Origin of the sequence: Pseudomonas sp. LTGT-11-2Z, assembly GCF_003691445.1 — a bacterium.
GTDB classification, from domain to species: Bacteria; Pseudomonadota; Gammaproteobacteria; order Pseudomonadales; family Pseudomonadaceae; genus Aquipseudomonas; species Aquipseudomonas monteilii.
Map to the genome: position 1 here is coordinate 4,263,474 of NZ_CP033104.1, position 15,086 is coordinate 4,278,559.

Consider the following 15,086-nt stretch of genomic DNA (forward strand, 5'->3'; position numbering starts at 1 on the left):
CGGCCCAGGGTTCACGCAGTGGCGGTGTCCAATAGCAGGCGTTGCTTGACCACGTCGACCAGGCGATCAGGCTGGAACTTGGACAGGAAGTTGTCGCAACCCACCTTTTTCACCATGGACTCGTTGAAACTGCCCGACAGCGAGGTGTGCAGCACCACATAAAGCTGGCGCAGGCGTGCATCACTGCGGATCTCGGTGGTCAGCCGGTAGCCGTCCATTTCCGGCATTTCGGCATCGGTAAATACCATCAGCAGCTTCTCGCATACGTCTTCACCGGCATCGGCCCAGCCCTTGAGCATACGTAGCGCTTTCAGGCCATCACTGGCCACATGCAGTTTCACGCCTAACTGGGACAGCGTATCGCGCAACTGCGCCAAGGCCACGCTGGAGTCATCCACCAGCAGCACCTCGCGGCCACGCGCCCGGGCCAGCACTGGGTCGGCGAGTTTGTCGCCGGAGACCCGGGCGTTGTACGGCACGATCTCGGCCAGCACCTTCTCTACGTCGATAACCTCCACCAGCTTGTCATCAACCTTGGTGATGGCTGTCAGGTAGTGTTGGCGCCCGGCACTGGAAGGCGGTGGCATGATCGACTCCCAGTTCATGTTGACGATACGGTCCACACCACCTACCAGGAAGGCCTGCACCGAGCGGTTGTACTCGGTGACGATGATGGTGCTGTCCGGCCCCGGCTGCAGCGGGCGCATGCCAATCGCCTGGGACAGGTCGATCACCGGCAGGGTCTGCCCGCGCAGGTTGACCACACCGCAGACGAAGGCGTGGCGCTGGGGCATCAAGGTCAGTTTGGGCAGTTGCAGCACCTCCTGCACCTTGAACACGTTGATCGCGAACAACTGGCGACCGGCCAGGCGAAACATCAGAATTTCCAGGCGGTTCTCACCCACCAATTGCGTGCGTTGGTCTACCGTGTCGAGAATGCCAGCCATTGGAAACCCCCAGGTTTGAGTCGGAAAAGGTGAAATCATCTACCCTGTATCGGCGGTTTCACGCGCACCTTGACCCTTGCGGGAAAATACCGCAAAGGCAATTGATATCACTTTACCATCATGTTTTACTGCGGGCACACCGGGATAAACCGAGGGTGCTGCAAAAGTTCCCCACCCTGGCCCCACATCAGGGAAACCCTTAGTCGCAATCGGGTGCAACCTGATGTTCGCGATATCCTTTAGCCATTAATGTGACGCCATTCTCACTGCATGAATGGAGTCAGGCTTTTGCTAGCTATCGTTTCGGCGTGCCCGTCCCCTGCGCCTACCCCACGCGCGGGGACCTGACCATGGACACTGCCTTATCGTTCGACGACGCCCCGCAGGGCTTCCTGCTGGATGCCCAGGTACTGCTGACCCAGGCCCAGGAATGCCTGCAACATCTGGAACTGATCGACAATGATCTGGATGCCTGCCGCTGCCTGGGCAACGCCCTCGACAGCCTCGCCCGCCAGGCCACACGCCTGGGCCTGCGTGAAGTCGCCTATTACACCACTGCCCTTCAACAGTTGCTCGCCCCAGCCTGCCACGGTGGTTGCCTACAACGTGCAGCCCTACCCGCGATAGGGGAGTGCCTGACCCTACTGGCCTGGCAACTGGAACTGATCGACACCCGTACCGGGCGGCTGAACCTGGACATCGGCGAGCAACTGGTGCTACTGGGTGAGTTGGCGAAAGTCGTGCAACAACCTTTTGCGTCAGCCTGTACGTCATGCGATGAGCAAGGCAGCGTGTGCATTCACACCCAAGGTGAAGTGGCAGCCAGCAGCCGCCCTGACCGCTCTAACCCGGCGCTTTAATTGACGCATAGTGCAACTAAGTACCGCTGTTCAAGCCCTACCATGGTCAAACTTGGAAAGTTCTCCAGCGTTTCAGTGGCCCAAGTTGAACCCTGAGCACGCTAGTTACAGCACAAGTGCGTACTGCACGATTAAAGGGTGGCACTTTGCTACCCGAAAAGACCGGACTAGCAGGCGTTTCAAAGCGTTTCCCAGCCGCGACCGATGCAATCCAAAGTGGTAATATGCGCCCCCACCAAGGCTTGCAACCTGAACCAAGGTTGCAAGACCACGCATTCGAAAAAACATCGAAAGTACTGCGCCAAAGCCTCTGACCAGCATTGTGCAAGGCCTCCATCAGCAATACTTCAGTGGCTTTCCTACTTATGTCCCCACGCTTGAAGACTTCTCTGCGTTGCTGCTCCCGCGCTGCCCTGCTGCGTTGGGCAACGGTCGGGCTGTGCGTGGCCTCGCTGGTTGCGAACCTGGCGCTGTACCTGGCCAACCAGGCCATCCCGGCCAGCCTGCTGGTGCTGCATCTGGTCGCGACGCTGGGCGCCGCCGTTCAACTGGGGCTGGGCGCCAGGTCGATCAGCCTGCGCCCGGCCGAACTGGCCGAGCGCATGCTCAAGGTGCAGGAAGACGAACGTCAGCATCTGAGCCGCGAACTTCACGACGACATCGGCCAATTGCTGACCGCTGCGAAGCTGCAGTTGCAGTGGCTGCAGCGGCGTATACCCGACGAGCTGCAGGGCCACTGCGATGCACTGCGCGGCACGCTGGATGACACCCTGGGCAACGTGCGCGATGTGTCCGCCCTGCTCAACCCCCGGCAGCTCGCCAGCCTTGGCCTGGAAGCCAGCCTGCGCGCGCACCTGGTACGTACCCTGGCCAGCAGCAGCGTTCACTGGAGCCTGGCGTGCAACCAGCGCCTGGGCGGCATCGACGAAGCCGTGGCCATGGCCGTGTTCCGCATTACCCAGGAGGCGGTAACCAACATGCTGCGCCACGCCCAGGCAAACAACCTGGTCATCCGCCTGCAGCGCAACCCTGAAGGGCTGGCACTGTCGATCCACGACGATGGCCGTGGCTTCATCCCCGCCCGGCACCCGGCCGAGGCCGGCCAGCGCGGTCTGGCCGGCATGCAGGAGCGGGTAACCGCGTTGCAGGGCAGCCTCGACATCACCAGCCAGCCTGGCTTGGGCACGCAGATCGAAGCGATCTTCCCCTGGCCCCCGCGCAGCCAGCAACGTGCCCGGAGTACTGCTACCCATGACCTGTAGACTGCTGCTGGTTGACGACCACTCGCTGATCCGCGCCGGGGTGCGCGCGCTGGTCTGTGACATCCCTGGCTATGACGTGATCGGCGAAGCTGACGATGGCGGCCAACTGCTCGAACAGGTGCGCACGCTGGCGCCCGATATCGTCTTGCTGGACATTTCGATGCGCTCCACCAGCGGCCTGGACGCCCTGACTCAATTGCGGGCCAGCGGCAACGCCTGCAAAGTGCTGATTCTGTCGATGCATACCGACCCCGACCTGATCATGCGGGCACTGGAAAGCGGCGCCCACGGCTATCTGCTCAAGGACACCAGCGCCACCGAGCTGGAACAGGCCCTGAGCGCGGTGCGCAACGGCGAGCGCTACCTCAGCCCGGCCATCGCCCACACCGTCATCAACCAGGCGCTACGGCACACCAAACAGGGCAAGCAGGCCGCTGGCGAGCGGCATAACCTCACGGCCCGGCAACTGGAAATCCTGCGCCTGATCGTACGCGGCAAGTCCACCCGGGAAATCGCTGCAGGCCTTGGCCTGTCTATCAAGACGGTCGAAACCCACCGTTCGCAAATCATGAAGCGGCTGCAGATTCATGACGTGGCTGGCCTGGTACTGTTTGCCGTACGCGAGAAGATCATCAGCCTGGACGACTGAGCAATGGCGACCCGACCGGCAGGTGCAGGCGTATCGCGGCTGGCCTGACCTGAAAGCGCAGGTTGTCGGCCTGCAACGGCTCGCCATCGAGGTTGATATCCAGCCCCTGCGAACTCTTGATATCCACCCAGGGCAGCCTCGCCCGAACGAACAGGCCATCACCGGCCAGCAGATCGCGCAAAGCCCCAACCACTTCCTGCGGCGCAGGCAGGATGGCGATGTCCAGCAAACCGTCGTTCACCACCGCTTCAGGGCATAGCACCTGCCCTCCCCCAGCCTGGCGGCCATTACCGATACCCAGTGCCAGCAAGCTCCCTTGCCACTGAAAATCTGGCCCTTGCAGTTCCACCGAAGCTGCCTGCAGTTCGCTGAAGCGCGACAAGCCGGTGAACAGGTAGGCCGCCGCCCCCAGCACTTTTTTCAGGTCTTCGGAAGTGCTGGCGGTGACCTGGCTGCCAAATCCGCCTGTGGCCATGTTAAGGAACAACTGGTCGCCAGCCTGGCCCAGGTCTACCGCCTGGGCCGGCGTGTTCAACAACGCCAGAGCCGCAGCAGGCTCCAGCGGTATACCAGCGGCTCGGGCGAAGTCGTTGGCAGTGCCAAGGGGCAACAGCGCCAGGCTGGCATCGGCGCCGGCCAGCCCCATGGCTTCGGCCACGTCGCGCAAAGTGCCGTCCCCACCACCGGCAACGATATGGCTGTAGCCCGCGCTTAGTGCCTCACCAACCAGCCGCTGCGCATCACCCGCCTCCCAGGTGACACGTACATCCAGCGCCCAGCCGGTACCGCGCAGGTCATGCACAGCGCTGCGCAGTTCCTCGTTCATCGCCTGCTTACCGTGCAAGATCAGCATTGCCTTGCGCCCTTGCATTGCGCTTCTCCGTGAGTTTGAACCACCCAGATCTCGACCATACGCAGCAACGGATCGTTGCATGGGTGCAAAAAAATAACGAAGCAGGCGCGGTCTTTTTCCCACACCCGACAATGCGCGGCTATGCTCAGAAGATGAACTTTTGACAAGTTTTTGACCCAGGCCAACATTTTCCCCAGGGATGTCAGCCTTTTGACTTCTGTTCGCCGGGCCAATCTCGATCCTGGCCATGGACGCGCCCCCGGCAGTGGTGTGCATAGCGCTGCCGATGGGCGCGTCTTTTCATCCGCAGCCCTCAGCGAGGATTTCGGGTCATGCGCATTCTCTGGACACTGCCGTACCTGCCTTGGCCAACTACCAGCGGCAGCAAGACCCGGCAATACCACCTGATGCGCGCACTGGCACAGCAAGGCCACCGCATTACCCTGCTGGTGCAGTCGAAAATCCCGCTCAGCGATGCGGCCCGCGAAGCCCTGGAGCCGCTACTCGAGCGGCTGATCGTGCTACCCCGTCGGCCACTGCACAGCCCGCTGAACCTGCTGGCTTCGCCAATCATCGACTACCCCATGCGGGCGATCATCAATGGCCTGTCCCCTTGCCTGCGGCACCGCTTCGAGCAATTGCTGGACGAACCGTGGGACGTGATCCAGATCGAGCACAGCTACAGCTTCCAGCCGTTCGAAAAGGCTTTGCAGGCACGCGGGCTGCCCTACATGCTCAGCGAGCACACGCTGGAGTCCGTGATGGGCGGTGCCTGCCACGACCGCCTGCCGCTCTGGCTACGCCCGCTCAATGCCTTTGACCGCTGGCGCTACCGGCGCTGGGAACAGCGGGTGCTACGCCAACCTACCGAGCTGGTGGCGGTCAGCGCTCACGATGCCGAGCTGATCGCGCAGATCAGCGGGCGCCCGGTGAACGTGGTGGTCAATGGTGTGGATTGTGATTTCTACCAGCACGTGCAACCGGCGCTGCATAGCCAGCGCTTGTTGTTCGTGGGCAACTTCGAGTATGGCGCCAATCTGGAAGCCATCGAGTGGGCGCTGGAAGACATCATGCCGCAAGTGTGGATGAGCAACCCGGCGGTGCGCCTGGCGATAGCCGGGCATGCGCTGCCAATCAGCTGGAAATTGCACTGGAACGACCCGCGCATCGAATGGTTCGGCTACCGCCCTGACCTGCGCGAGCTGCAAAAGCGTTCGGCACTGTTCTTCGCCCCGCTGCGCTATGCCGGCGGCTCCAAAGTAAAAATCCTCGAGGCCATGGCCGCCGGCCTGCCGGTGATCACCACCGGCAAAGGCGTATCGGGCCTGGCCGCGAACAACGGTGAGCACTACCTGGGCAGTGATGACGGTGACCAGCTCGCCCTGCTGATCACCCAACTGCTCAACCAGCCCTGGCGCATGAGCCAACTGAGCGATGCCGGGCGGCAATTCGCCCGTCAACGCCACGACTGGAGCGTGGCGGCCCAGCAACTGGAGAACGTGCACATGCGCCTGGCCCAGGCAGCACCCGCCGAGGCCGCACCGCTGGGCAGTGCCTGGCTGGGCCGCTCAGCCAAGCAGCTCGCTGAACGGGATGAACGGCACGCTATCGCCCTGTTTCGGCGTACTGCCTTCGCGCACCTCTACCAGGCCCTCGGCCCAGGCGGCACTGCGCAGCACCCCCGAGCTCTGGTTCTTGTAGATGCGCACCTGGCCCTGTTCGATGCGCGCGCGCAGGTATTCGCGGCGCGTGCCAGGCTTGGGCCAGTCGAAGCCCGCCGGCATGTCGAAACGCAGCGGCGTGACATCGGCCACCCCCTGACGACGGAGCAGGTAGGGCCGGGTCAGCAGGCCAAAGGTGACCAAGGTCGAGGCCGGGTTGCCCGGCAGGCCGATCACCGGCACGCCCTGGAAGTGGCCGAAGGTCAGCGGTTTGCCCGGTTTGATCGCCAGTTTCCACAACGCCAGCTCGCCGGCTTCGCGCAGGGCTGCACCGAGGTAGTCGGCCTCACCCACCGAGACACCGCCGGTAGACAAGATAAGGTCAACGTCGCCCAGCGAGGCCAAGCAGGCACGGGTACGTGCAAGGTCATCCGGCAGGATGCCCGCATCGACCACGTCGCAGCCCAGCCGCTGCAACCAGCTGACCAGCAGCCGACGGTTGCTGTTGTAGATTTGCCCAGGGCCCAGCGGCAAACCGGGCTCGACCAGCTCGTCACCGGTGGACAGCACCGCCACCCGTACCTTGCGCACCACATCCAGGCGACCATGGCCCAGGGTCGCCGCCAGGCCCAGTTCGATCGGCCCAAGGCGGGTGCCGGCGCTCATTACCTGCTCACCCTTGCGGGTTTCCTGGCCCTGAGGGCGTATGTTCTGCCCGGTTTGCAACGCTTCAAGAAAGCGTACCCGGCCATCTTCGAGCCCTTCGGTGTTTTCCTGCATCTCGACGCAGTCGGCGCCTTCCGGCACCGGCGCACCCGTAAAGATTCGCGCGCAGGTGCCTGGCTGCAGCGGCTGTGGCGCATGCCCGGCAAAAATGCGCTGGCTGACCGGCAGCGGCTGGCCCTGCCAGTCAGCGCTGCGCAAGGCATAACCGTCCATGGCGCTGTTCGGCCAGGGCGGCAGGTCGAGCGAGGCCACCAGGTCGGTGGCCAGCACGCGGCCTTCGGCGTCGGCCAACGGCAGGTTTTCGGTCTCGTGGATGGGCGCCGCCTCGGCCAGCGCCAGCAGTTGCTCCAGGGCCTGCTCCACCGGCATCAGCGGCCGGGCCTGGCCGGCCTCAGCCACGGCTGTCACAGGCCGCTGCCTGCTTCAGGTGCGCAACGAAGTTGCACGGACGATGGCGGGCATCGAGTTGTTCGGCAAGGATGCCATCCCAGCCGGTGCGCACGGCGTTGGTCGAGCCCGGCAGGCAGCACACCAAGGTACCGTTGGCCAGCCCGGCCAAGGCACGCGACTGCACAGTGGATGTGCCAATGTCGGCCACGGAGATCTGCCGGAACAACTCTCCAAACCCCTCCACCTGTTTGTCCAGCAGGCAGGCCACCGCCTCGGGCGTACTGTCGCGGCCGGTAAAGCCGGTCCCCCCCGTGATCAACACCACTTGCACGTTGTCATCGGCGATCCAAGTGGCAACCTGGGCGCGGATCTTGTACAGGTCATCCTTGAGCAGCACGCGCTCGGCCAAACGGTGGCCGGCTGCACTCAGGCGATCGACGAACAGCTGCCCGGAGGTGTCGGTGTCGAAAGTACGGGTGTCGCTGACCGTGAGCACGGCGATGTTCAGCGCCACGAAGGGGGTATCTGCCTTGGCTTTCATGGGTGTCCGTCACAACAGGATGAGATGGCCGCAGTTATATCACAGCGCACCTTTCCCGACGTTGCGCCCATGGCGATTGCCCTCGGTCAATAGGCCGGGTTTGCCGCTATGCTGCACTAAAGAAGGAACTTGCATGGACACCCTGCGTCTTAACTGACATCTAGCACCATCGCACTGGAGAAACACGATGATTCAACGGACCCTACCTGCCTTCCTGCTCGCCCTGGGCCTGGGCGCCCTTGCCGGCTGCGCTTCGCCGACCGTCATTACCCTGAACGATGGCCGCGAAATCCAGGCCACGGACACCCCGAAGTATGATGAAGACTCCGGTTTCTACGAATTCGAGCAACTGGATGGCAAGCGCACCCGCCTGAACAAGGACCAGATCCGCACAGTCAAAGAGCTGTGATCCAGGCGCCCGTTTTGCAAAGCCCCTTTAAACAACAAGGGCTTGTGTGCAAAAACGGGATGCAGTAGGATTTTGTTCATCGGAGTGTAGCGCAGCCAGGTAGCGCGTCTCGTTCGGGACGAGAAGGCCGCAGGTTCGAATCCTGTCTCTCCGACCAAAATCGCAGCAAAAAGCCCGCCTTGCGCGGGCTTTTTGTTGTGCCTGAAAACGGTCAGGCCGTCAGGCGCGAGGTCACCTCACCCAACTGCCCCGACAATCCATGCAAGCGCTGCCCGGCCTGCTCGGTATGCTGCACTGCCTGCTGGTTGGCCGTGGCAATACGGGTGATTTCGATCAGGTTGCGCGAGATGTCTTCGGCTACGCTGGTCTGCTCTTCGGCCGCCGTGGCGATTTGTCGGTTCATGTCGCGGATCGCCTCTACGGACTGGGTGATGCGCTGCAGCATCTGCCCGGCCTGCTGCACCTGCTCGGCCCCCTCCTCGCTGCGCTGCTGGCCGCTTTCGATCGCCTTGACCGCTTCTACCGCCCCCGACTGCACGGCTTCGATGATCTGGTGAATCTCGGCAATCGATGCAGCGGTGCGCTGGGCCAGGCTGCGCACCTCATCGGCAACCACTGCAAACCCACGCCCGGCTTCGCCAGCACGGGCCGCTTCGATGGCTGCGTTGAGCGCCAGCAGGTTGGTCTGCTCAGCGATGCCACGGATCACCTCCAGCACTTTGCCAATGCGCGTGCTGTCGTGCTCCAGGTCGCGGATTACCGACGCCGTACCGGCGATTTCACGGTTGACCACACCGATAATGTCGATGGTCTGCTGCATCACCTGCTCGCCGGCCTGGGCGCTGTGGTCGGCGTCATCTGCCGCGCGAGCGGCCTCGGCGGCGTGACGGGCGACCTCCTGAGCGGTGGCGGACATCTCGTGCATGGCCGTGGCCACCTGGTCGGTACGCTGGAACTGGTCGTGGGTGCCACGGGCCATGTCGCCGGCGATGCTACGCAACTGGCCACTGGCGCCTTCCAGCTCCTGCGCGTTGTCCTGCAGGCGGCCAACGGTATCGGCAAGGAAGTCGCGCAGCGTGTTGGCAGCCCGCGCCAGGCGCCCCAGTTCATCTTCACGGCGGCTATCGACCCGGGCGGCGAAACGCCCTTGGCTCAGTTGTGCGACATACTCGATCAGTTGGCGGATCGGCTCGATCAGGCTACGGTTGACCAGCCACAGGCTGAGCAGCCCCACCAGCACCGCCGAAGCCAACATCACCAGCAAGCCCAGCCATACCGTGCGCTCGGCGCTGGCGCTGATGCTGGCCGCACGCTGGCGCGCATCGGCACGCAGCTGCTCGACCAGTTCGCTCATCTGCTCGCTGGCGGCACGGTCCACGCCTTTGACCGCCTGGTCGCCGACTACCGGGTCACCACCTGCGGCAAGGAAAGCCTGGCGGCCCTGCGCATAGGCCTGGCCCAACTGCCGATGGCTGTCACGCAACTGCTGCAACTGCGCCTTGAGCCTGGCGTCGCTGCTGTCGATCAACTGCCCGAGCAGCTCTTGAACCTGTTGTTCACGGGCCTGGAACTGCTGCCAGTACTTGTCCATGTCCGCTGGCTGGCGCCCGCGCAGCAACACGTTCTTCCATTCCTGTACCTGTATCTTGAATTGCAGGTTGGCTTCGTCGATCAATTGCGAGGCCCGTAGCGGCCCGTCGACCAGCTCGGCATAACCGCGCACGCTGGACGATAGGAACTGGAAACACACCAGGGCGATCAGCAACATCGCCGCCAGGCTGCCGCCGAGCAGCGAGAGAATTTGCACTCTGAGGGATTTACGCAACATCTAGGGTCTCGGAACCAGAGAGAGAGGGCTGGGGCCGCTGTGCAGCCCCCATTACTGCCAGGCCAAAAAAAAGCTGCCATCAAGCAATGGCAGCCAGGTCGAGCACTTACGCAACAGTTGAGGCAGATACTCTCAGGCAATTGCTACAAAAATGTTACAAAACCGCGACACCCTACCCTGTGGTGAACTGCAAGGCCGCCAACCGCGCATACAGCGGGCTTTCCTCGATCAACTGACGGTGTGTGCCCACCGCCACCAGCCGCCCCTTGTCGATGACCGCGATACGTTCGGCATGCTGCACCGTGGCCAGGCGATGGGCGATCACCAGCGTGGTGCGCCCGGCCATCAGGCTGGGCAACGCCTGCTGGATCAGGTGCTCGCTCTGTGCGTCGAGGGCGCTGGTGGCTTCATCCAGCAACAGGATCGGCGCATCCACCAGCAACGCCCGGGCAATCGCCAGGCGCTGCCGCTGCCCACCGGAAAGCCCGATACCGCCCTCGCCCAAGGGCGTCTGGTAGCCTTGCGGCAGCTGCCGGATGAATTCATCGGCATAGGCACCGCGGGCGGCTGCCTCGACTTCTGCCAGGGTCGCCTCGGGCCGGCCATAACGGATGTTGGCCTCCACCGTGCCACGGAACAGCGAGGGGTTTTGCGCCACCAGGGCGAACTGGCGGCGCAGCTGGTCAGGGTCGAGGGCGGTAATCGCCTGACCATCGAGCAGGATGCGCCCTTGCTGTGGGTCGTAAAAACGCAGCAACAAATCGAACAGCGTCGACTTGCCTGCACCCGAGGGGCCAACCAGGGCAACGGTCTGCCCAGGTTCGATGGCCAGGCTCAGGCCATCGACAGCCGCCACCGTAGGCCGTGACGGGTAGGCGAACACCACCTCCTGCAATTCGATGTGCCCGCTGGCCCGCTGTTTTGGTAGCGCCTGCGCCAGCTCGGGCGGCAGGATTGCACTGCGCGCAGCCAACAGTTCGGCAATACGCTCGGCGGCACCGGCGGCACGCTGCAGCTCGCCGATCACCTCACTGAGGGTACCGAAGGCGCTACCGACGATCAGGCTGTAGAACACGAATGCAGCCAGCTCGCCAGCAGAAATACGCCCGGCAATCACGTCCATGCCGCCGACCCACAACATCACCCCCACCGCCCCCAACACCAGCACGATCACCAGGGTGATCAGCCAGGCACGCTGGGCAATCCGCTTGCGGGCCACGCTGAACGCTGCTTCGACGGTGCCCGCGAACAGTTCGCGGTCGTGCGCCTGGTGGTTGTAGGCCTGCACCGTCTTGATCTGCCCCAGCGTTTCGGCCACGTAGCTGCCCACATCGGCCACCCGGTCCTGGCTCTGCCGCGACAGGCTGCGCACCCGGCGACCGAACAGCAGGATAGGTGCCAACACCAACGGCAGGGCCACCACCACGATACTGGTGAGCTTGGGGTTGGTGATGAACAGCAACACCACGCCGCCGATGACCATCAACGCGTTACGCAAGAACATCGACAACGATGAGCCGATGACCGACTGCAGCAAGGTGGTGTCCGCCGTCAGCCGCGACTGGATCTCGGAGCTGCGGTTGTCTTCGAAAAAGCCGGGGTGCAGGCCGATCAGGTGATCGAAAACGGCGCGACGGATATCGGCCACACACCGCTCGCCAATCCACGAGACCAGGTAAAAGCGGCTGAAAGTGCCCACCGCCAGGGCCAGCACCAGCAGCAGGAACAACCCGATGGTCTGGTTGAGCTGGTGCGCGGAGCGGGTCATGAAGCCCTGGTCCACCAACAGGCGGATGCCCTGCCCCATCGACAGGGTGATGGCGGCAGTGACCACCAGGGCCAGCAAGGCCAGCAGCACTTGCCGGCGATAGGGGCGGACGAACTGCCAGGCCAGGCGCAAGGCGCGGCGCTGACGTGGGGAAACCGATTCGGGCATGGCGACGACCATAATGCGGGGGAAACCGCAGACTACCACTCATCCAGGCTGTGGGAATGCCCGCAGGTTGCTATAGCCCATCGGTATAACCAGTCGCTGGAGCTTTCACCTGGTTTCTGTTGGACTGTTGCTGCCGTGACACAGAAGCTGTCACAGGCCAGTCACGGCGCAGGGCTAACTTGAGCTTGAACCTGATGAGGAGACAGTGCATGAGCTTGCAGCATGGCAGTGACAACCAGAAGCCCCGGACCACCCCGCAACCGCAGGTGTGCGGTTCGATCATCGACGCCCAGGGGCGCGAAGTGCCGATCACCGAGCAAATGATCCAGCAGGCCTGCAAGGCCCTGGAAGAAAGCCGGGCCGAGCGCGTACGCAAAGGTTGACCGACGAATTATTTGCAACCCGGCGCTCGCGCCGGGTTTTTATTGGCCTGAATCAGGCCAGCACCCCACCCAAGGCACTGACCAGCTGCGCCAACTGTGGCGACTCACCCCGCAAGCGCACCGCCAGCCCTTCGATCTCGCGACGTGGCGGGTACTGCTTGCGCAACTGGTCGAACGCCGCCCGCTGCAGCTGCGGGTCGTCGCTCAGGCTGCGGCGGAAGTCCGCATCGTCGCGGCGCGGGTCGTACACGGCGCGGCACAGGGTCGCCAAGGCCCAGGCCGGGTCGGTGCCGGCATCCAGTTCGATTTGTGCCAGTGGCGGCCGGGGCAGCAAGTCTGCCAGTTGCACCTGCTCGTCCACGCCGAGGAAGCGGCACAACGCCTGGTAGATCTGCGCCGTGCCACGCTGGCGGCCATCGAGGCTGTAGCCGGCAATGTGCGGCGAAGCCAGCGTGCACAGGTCGGCCAGTTGCAGGTCGACCTGCGGCTCGCCCTCCCACACATCCAGCACCGCATGCACGTCTTCACGGTCCAGCAGCAGCTCGCGCAAGGCAGCGTTGTCCACCACCGGGCCACGACTGGCGTTGATCAGCCAGGCCCCTGGGCGCAACTGCGCCAACTGCGCCTGGCCCAGCAAGTGCCAGGTCGGGTGCTCGCCGGCACGCTGCAACGGGGTATGCAGGCTGATCACATCGCACTGCTGCAAGATCGTCTCGAGGCTGACGTAGTCGCCACCCTCGACGGCCTGGCGCGGCGGGTCGCACACCAGTACTTTCCAGCCCAGGCCGTGAAGCACCCGCACCAGGCGGCCGCCCACCTCACCCGCACCCACCACGCCATACACGCGATCGGGCAGTGCCACGCCATCGAGCTCGGCCAGGGTCAGTACGCTGCCCAGCACGTAGTCGACCACGCCGCGTGCATTGCAGCCCGGCGCACTGCTCCAGCGGATGCCGGCTTCGGCAAAGTAGTCCAGGTCCAGGTGATCGGTACCGATGGTGCAAGTGCCGACAAAGCGTACGCGGCTGCCTTCGAGCAGCTGGCGGTCGACTTTGGTCACCGAGCGCACCAGCAGGATATCGGCGTCCTTGACGCTGGCGGCATCGAGGCTTCGGCCCGGGTAGCGGCGAATTTCACCGAAACCCTGGAAGAAGGCATCGAGCAGCGGGATGTTCTCGTCGGCAACTATCAGCATGGCGCTCTCCTGTCTGGGGAACGCAGTGTAGGCGCAACGCGGGGCGTGTTCCAGAGCGCTTCAGTCGGCTTTTTTACGGATCCAGTACAGGAAGGTGCCGGCGTCCTCTTGCTGCTGCAGCAATTCGTGGCCGAGGAAGTTGCAGAACTTGGGAATGTCACGGCGGGTCGACGGATCGGTGGCGATGACCTTCAGCAGGCCGCCAGCCGCCAGGTTGCGCACGTGCTGGTGCAGCATCATTACCGGTTCCGGGCAATTCAGGCCGGTGGCGTCGAGGATGGCATCGGGGGTGAAATCGGTCATGGGGGGCTCCGCAAATGATCGTTATTGTCGCGCATAGGCTCGCTTCAACCAAGGGGCTGGCTTGCAGCCCCCGAAATCAGCGCGGCTTCAGGTCCAGTCTGCGCAGATGGCAGGTCACTTCCTCACGGTCGTGATACAGCTGCTTGCAGGCAATCGATACCCTGATCTTGCGCGCCTTGAACGTCGCCTCCATGCGGTCGAGCAACCGGCGTACTTCGGCATAGCGTTGCTTCATCGGCAATTTAAGGTTGACCACTGCCTCGCGGCACAACCCCTCACCCAGCCAGGTTTCGATCAGCGAAGTGGTGCGCGCCGGCTTCTCGACGATGTCGCACACCATCCAGTCCACCGGCTGCTTCGGCTGCCAGGTGAAACCGTCGGCCATCAGGTGCTGCACCAGGCCGGTGTCCATCAGGCTTTCGGCCATCGGCCCGTTGTCGATGGCCGTCACCAGCATGCCACGACGTACCAGCTGGTAGGTCCAGCCACCCGGCGAGGCACCCAGATCGACACCGGTCATGTCATCGCCCAGGCGCTGTTCCCACTGCTCACGCGGGATGAACTGGTGCCAGGCCTCTTCCAGCTTGAGGGTCGAACGGCTGGGTGCCTCGCGGGGGAATTTCAGGCGCGGGATGCCCATGGGCCACAACGCGCTGTTGTTGGCCGGGGCCAGGCCGACAAACACCCGCCGGCCGCTGATGAAGGTGAGCAGCAACCGTGGGCGGCTGGCGTCGTCGACCAGGCGACCGGCGTTTTCCAGGGCCTTGCGCAGCGGCACTTCGAACTTGCGACAGAAGGTGGACAATTCCTTGCCTTCGTTGCTGTCCAGCACTTCCAGCCACAGGCTGCCGAACACCGGGAAGTCGGTCAACTGCGCCAGCAGCACACTGATACGATCACTTTCCGGTAACTCGACATAACCGCCACGGGCCCACTGCCGAGGGAAAATCAGCTCGTTGAAGCGCAGCGCCCCCATCAACCGCTCGGCACCGCCGTCTTCACTGCAGACAAACTCGGCGCTGGCACTTTGTGGCTTGCCTTTGGCATAGCCGACAATGCCCAGGCGGGCGGCATGTTCGCTGATTTCGGCGCAAACCTCGCCCTCGAAACCGGGCCGGCAATGCATGAACAGGGTATTCATCT

General features: G+C 63.5%; 14 protein-coding genes, 1 tRNA gene and 2 pseudogenes. 7 read left to right on the plus strand and 10 right to left on the minus strand.

Going from position 1 to position 15,086, the window contains the following annotated elements; genetic code table 11:
• Positions 1 to 11: 11 nt before the first annotated feature.
• Positions 12 to 947, minus strand: a complete 936-nt coding sequence (locus D8767_RS20045) for a chemotaxis protein CheV (protein ID WP_016714890.1) — start codon at positions 945 to 947, stop codon at positions 12 to 14.
• 350 nt (positions 948 to 1,297) lie between these two features.
• Between D8767_RS20045 and D8767_RS20050 the strand changes: the two genes are divergently transcribed.
• The 3 genes from D8767_RS20050 (at position 1,298) to D8767_RS20060 (ending at position 3,718) form a co-directional block, all read left to right on the plus strand.
• The gene (locus tag D8767_RS20050) at positions 1,298 to 1,807 is read left to right on the plus strand and encodes a histidine kinase (protein ID WP_122048396.1); all 510 of its coding nucleotides are present in this window, start codon (positions 1,298 to 1,300) and stop codon (positions 1,805 to 1,807) included.
• A gap of 365 nt (positions 1,808 to 2,172) precedes the next feature.
• Positions 2,173 to 3,069 (plus strand): sensor histidine kinase, encoded by an 897-nt coding sequence (locus D8767_RS20055; RefSeq protein WP_016714888.1) that lies wholly within the window; start codon positions 2,173 to 2,175, stop codon positions 3,067 to 3,069.
• Entirely contained in the window at positions 3,059 to 3,718 is a 660-nt protein-coding gene (locus tag D8767_RS20060; protein WP_016714887.1) for a response regulator transcription factor, read from the plus strand. The genes D8767_RS20055 and D8767_RS20060 overlap by 11 nt, the downstream gene beginning before the upstream one ends.
• Here D8767_RS20060 and yegS read toward each other — a convergent pair.
• The gene (gene yegS / locus D8767_RS20065; protein WP_016714886.1) at positions 3,702 to 4,589 is read right to left on the minus strand and encodes a lipid kinase YegS; all 888 of its coding nucleotides are present in this window, start codon (positions 4,587 to 4,589) and stop codon (positions 3,702 to 3,704) included. The genes D8767_RS20060 and yegS overlap by 17 nt on opposite strands.
• 314 nt (positions 4,590 to 4,903) lie before the next feature.
• On the opposite strand from yegS, the pseudogene D8767_RS20070 reads away from it, so the two are divergent.
• Positions 4,904 to 6,148: pseudogene (locus D8767_RS20070) on the plus strand (glycosyltransferase family 4 protein); the annotation flags it as partial.
• Here the strand turns inward: D8767_RS20070 and glp are convergent.
• Together glp and moaB are read right to left on the minus strand one after the other, a co-directional pair.
• Complete coding sequence (glp, locus tag D8767_RS20075) at positions 6,140 to 7,366, minus strand: gephyrin-like molybdotransferase Glp (protein ID WP_016714884.1); 1,227 nt, start codon at positions 7,364 to 7,366, stop codon at positions 6,140 to 6,142. The pseudogene D8767_RS20070 and the gene glp sit on opposite strands and share 9 nt — an antisense overlap.
• The gene (moaB, locus tag D8767_RS20080; RefSeq protein WP_016714883.1) at positions 7,350 to 7,889 is read right to left on the minus strand and encodes a molybdenum cofactor biosynthesis protein B; all 540 of its coding nucleotides are present in this window, start codon (positions 7,887 to 7,889) and stop codon (positions 7,350 to 7,352) included. Before moaB ends, glp begins: the two co-directional genes overlap by 17 nt.
• Before the next feature lie 187 nt (positions 7,890 to 8,076).
• On the opposite strand from moaB, the gene D8767_RS20085 reads away from it, so the two are divergent.
• Both D8767_RS20085 and D8767_RS20090 read left to right on the plus strand, forming a co-directional pair.
• Complete coding sequence (locus tag D8767_RS20085; protein ID WP_013971697.1) at positions 8,077 to 8,298, plus strand: YgdI/YgdR family lipoprotein; 222 nt, start codon at positions 8,077 to 8,079, stop codon at positions 8,296 to 8,298.
• An 80-nt stretch (positions 8,299 to 8,378) separates the two neighbouring features.
• Positions 8,379 to 8,455 (plus strand) — tRNA-Pro (locus tag D8767_RS20090).
• A gap of 54 nt (positions 8,456 to 8,509) precedes the next feature.
• Here the strand turns inward: D8767_RS20090 and D8767_RS29735 are convergent.
• The 3 genes and pseudogenes from D8767_RS29735 to D8767_RS20100 form a co-directional block, all read right to left on the minus strand.
• Entirely contained in the window at positions 8,510 to 9,277 is a 768-nt protein-coding gene (locus tag D8767_RS29735; RefSeq protein WP_372237808.1) for a methyl-accepting chemotaxis protein, read from the minus strand.
• Positions 9,278 to 9,442: 165 nt separating this feature from the next.
• Positions 9,443 to 10,126 (minus strand): annotated as a pseudogene (locus D8767_RS29740) (methyl-accepting chemotaxis protein); the annotation flags it as partial.
• 172 nt (positions 10,127 to 10,298) lie between these two features.
• Entirely contained in the window at positions 10,299 to 12,062 is a 1,764-nt protein-coding gene (locus D8767_RS20100) for an ABC transporter transmembrane domain-containing protein (protein ID WP_028699749.1), read from the minus strand.
• A gap of 209 nt (positions 12,063 to 12,271) precedes the next feature.
• Here D8767_RS20100 and D8767_RS28840 point away from each other — a divergent pair, with 209 nt between their 5' ends.
• Positions 12,272 to 12,445 (plus strand): PA1571 family protein, encoded by a 174-nt coding sequence (locus D8767_RS28840; protein WP_016714880.1) that lies wholly within the window; start codon positions 12,272 to 12,274, stop codon positions 12,443 to 12,445.
• Between the two features lie 52 nt (positions 12,446 to 12,497).
• Here D8767_RS28840 and pdxB read toward each other — a convergent pair whose 3' ends face one another.
• The 3 genes from pdxB to rlmM all read right to left on the minus strand — a co-directional run bounded on the left by pdxB (position 12,498) and on the right by rlmM (position 15,084).
• Complete coding sequence (gene pdxB / locus D8767_RS20105) at positions 12,498 to 13,640, minus strand: 4-phosphoerythronate dehydrogenase PdxB (protein WP_016714879.1); 1,143 nt, start codon at positions 13,638 to 13,640, stop codon at positions 12,498 to 12,500.
• Positions 13,641 to 13,700: 60 nt separating this feature from the next.
• Complete coding sequence (tusA, locus tag D8767_RS20110) at positions 13,701 to 13,943, minus strand: sulfurtransferase TusA (RefSeq protein ID WP_003248727.1); 243 nt, start codon at positions 13,941 to 13,943, stop codon at positions 13,701 to 13,703.
• A gap of 76 nt (positions 13,944 to 14,019) precedes the next feature.
• The gene (gene rlmM, locus D8767_RS20115; RefSeq protein WP_016714878.1) at positions 14,020 to 15,084 is read right to left on the minus strand and encodes a 23S rRNA (cytidine(2498)-2'-O)-methyltransferase RlmM; all 1,065 of its coding nucleotides are present in this window, start codon (positions 15,082 to 15,084) and stop codon (positions 14,020 to 14,022) included.
• Between the last annotated feature and the right edge of the window lie 2 nt (positions 15,085 to 15,086).

Coding starts and splice junctions, on each gene's coding strand:
- D8767_RS20045 (WP_016714890.1), bottom strand. CDS start 947: ATGGCTGGCATTCTCGACACGGTAGACCAACGCACGCAATTGGTGGGT.
- D8767_RS20050 (WP_122048396.1), top strand. CDS start 1,298: ATGGACACTGCCTTATCGTTCGACGACGCCCCGCAGGGCTTCCTGCTG.
- D8767_RS20055 (WP_016714888.1), top strand. CDS start 2,173: ATGTCCCCACGCTTGAAGACTTCTCTGCGTTGCTGCTCCCGCGCTGCC.
- D8767_RS20060 (WP_016714887.1), top strand. CDS start 3,059: ATGACCTGTAGACTGCTGCTGGTTGACGACCACTCGCTGATCCGCGCC.
- yegS (WP_016714886.1), bottom strand. CDS start 4,589: ATGCAAGGGCGCAAGGCAATGCTGATCTTGCACGGTAAGCAGGCGATG.
- moaB (WP_016714883.1), bottom strand. CDS start 7,889: ATGAAAGCCAAGGCAGATACCCCCTTCGTGGCGCTGAACATCGCCGTG.
- D8767_RS20085 (WP_013971697.1), top strand. CDS start 8,077: ATGATTCAACGGACCCTACCTGCCTTCCTGCTCGCCCTGGGCCTGGGC.
- D8767_RS29735 (WP_372237808.1), bottom strand. CDS start 9,277: ATGGCCCGTGGCACCCACGACCAGTTCCAGCGTACCGACCAGGTGGCC.
- D8767_RS20100 (WP_028699749.1), bottom strand. CDS start 12,062: ATGCCCGAATCGGTTTCCCCACGTCAGCGCCGCGCCTTGCGCCTGGCC.
- D8767_RS28840 (WP_016714880.1), top strand. CDS start 12,272: ATGAGCTTGCAGCATGGCAGTGACAACCAGAAGCCCCGGACCACCCCG.
- pdxB (WP_016714879.1), bottom strand. CDS start 13,640: ATGCTGATAGTTGCCGACGAGAACATCCCGCTGCTCGATGCCTTCTTC.
- tusA (WP_003248727.1), bottom strand. CDS start 13,943: ATGACCGATTTCACCCCCGATGCCATCCTCGACGCCACCGGCCTGAAT.
- rlmM (WP_016714878.1), bottom strand. CDS start 15,084: ATGAATACCCTGTTCATGCATTGCCGGCCCGGTTTCGAGGGCGAGGTT.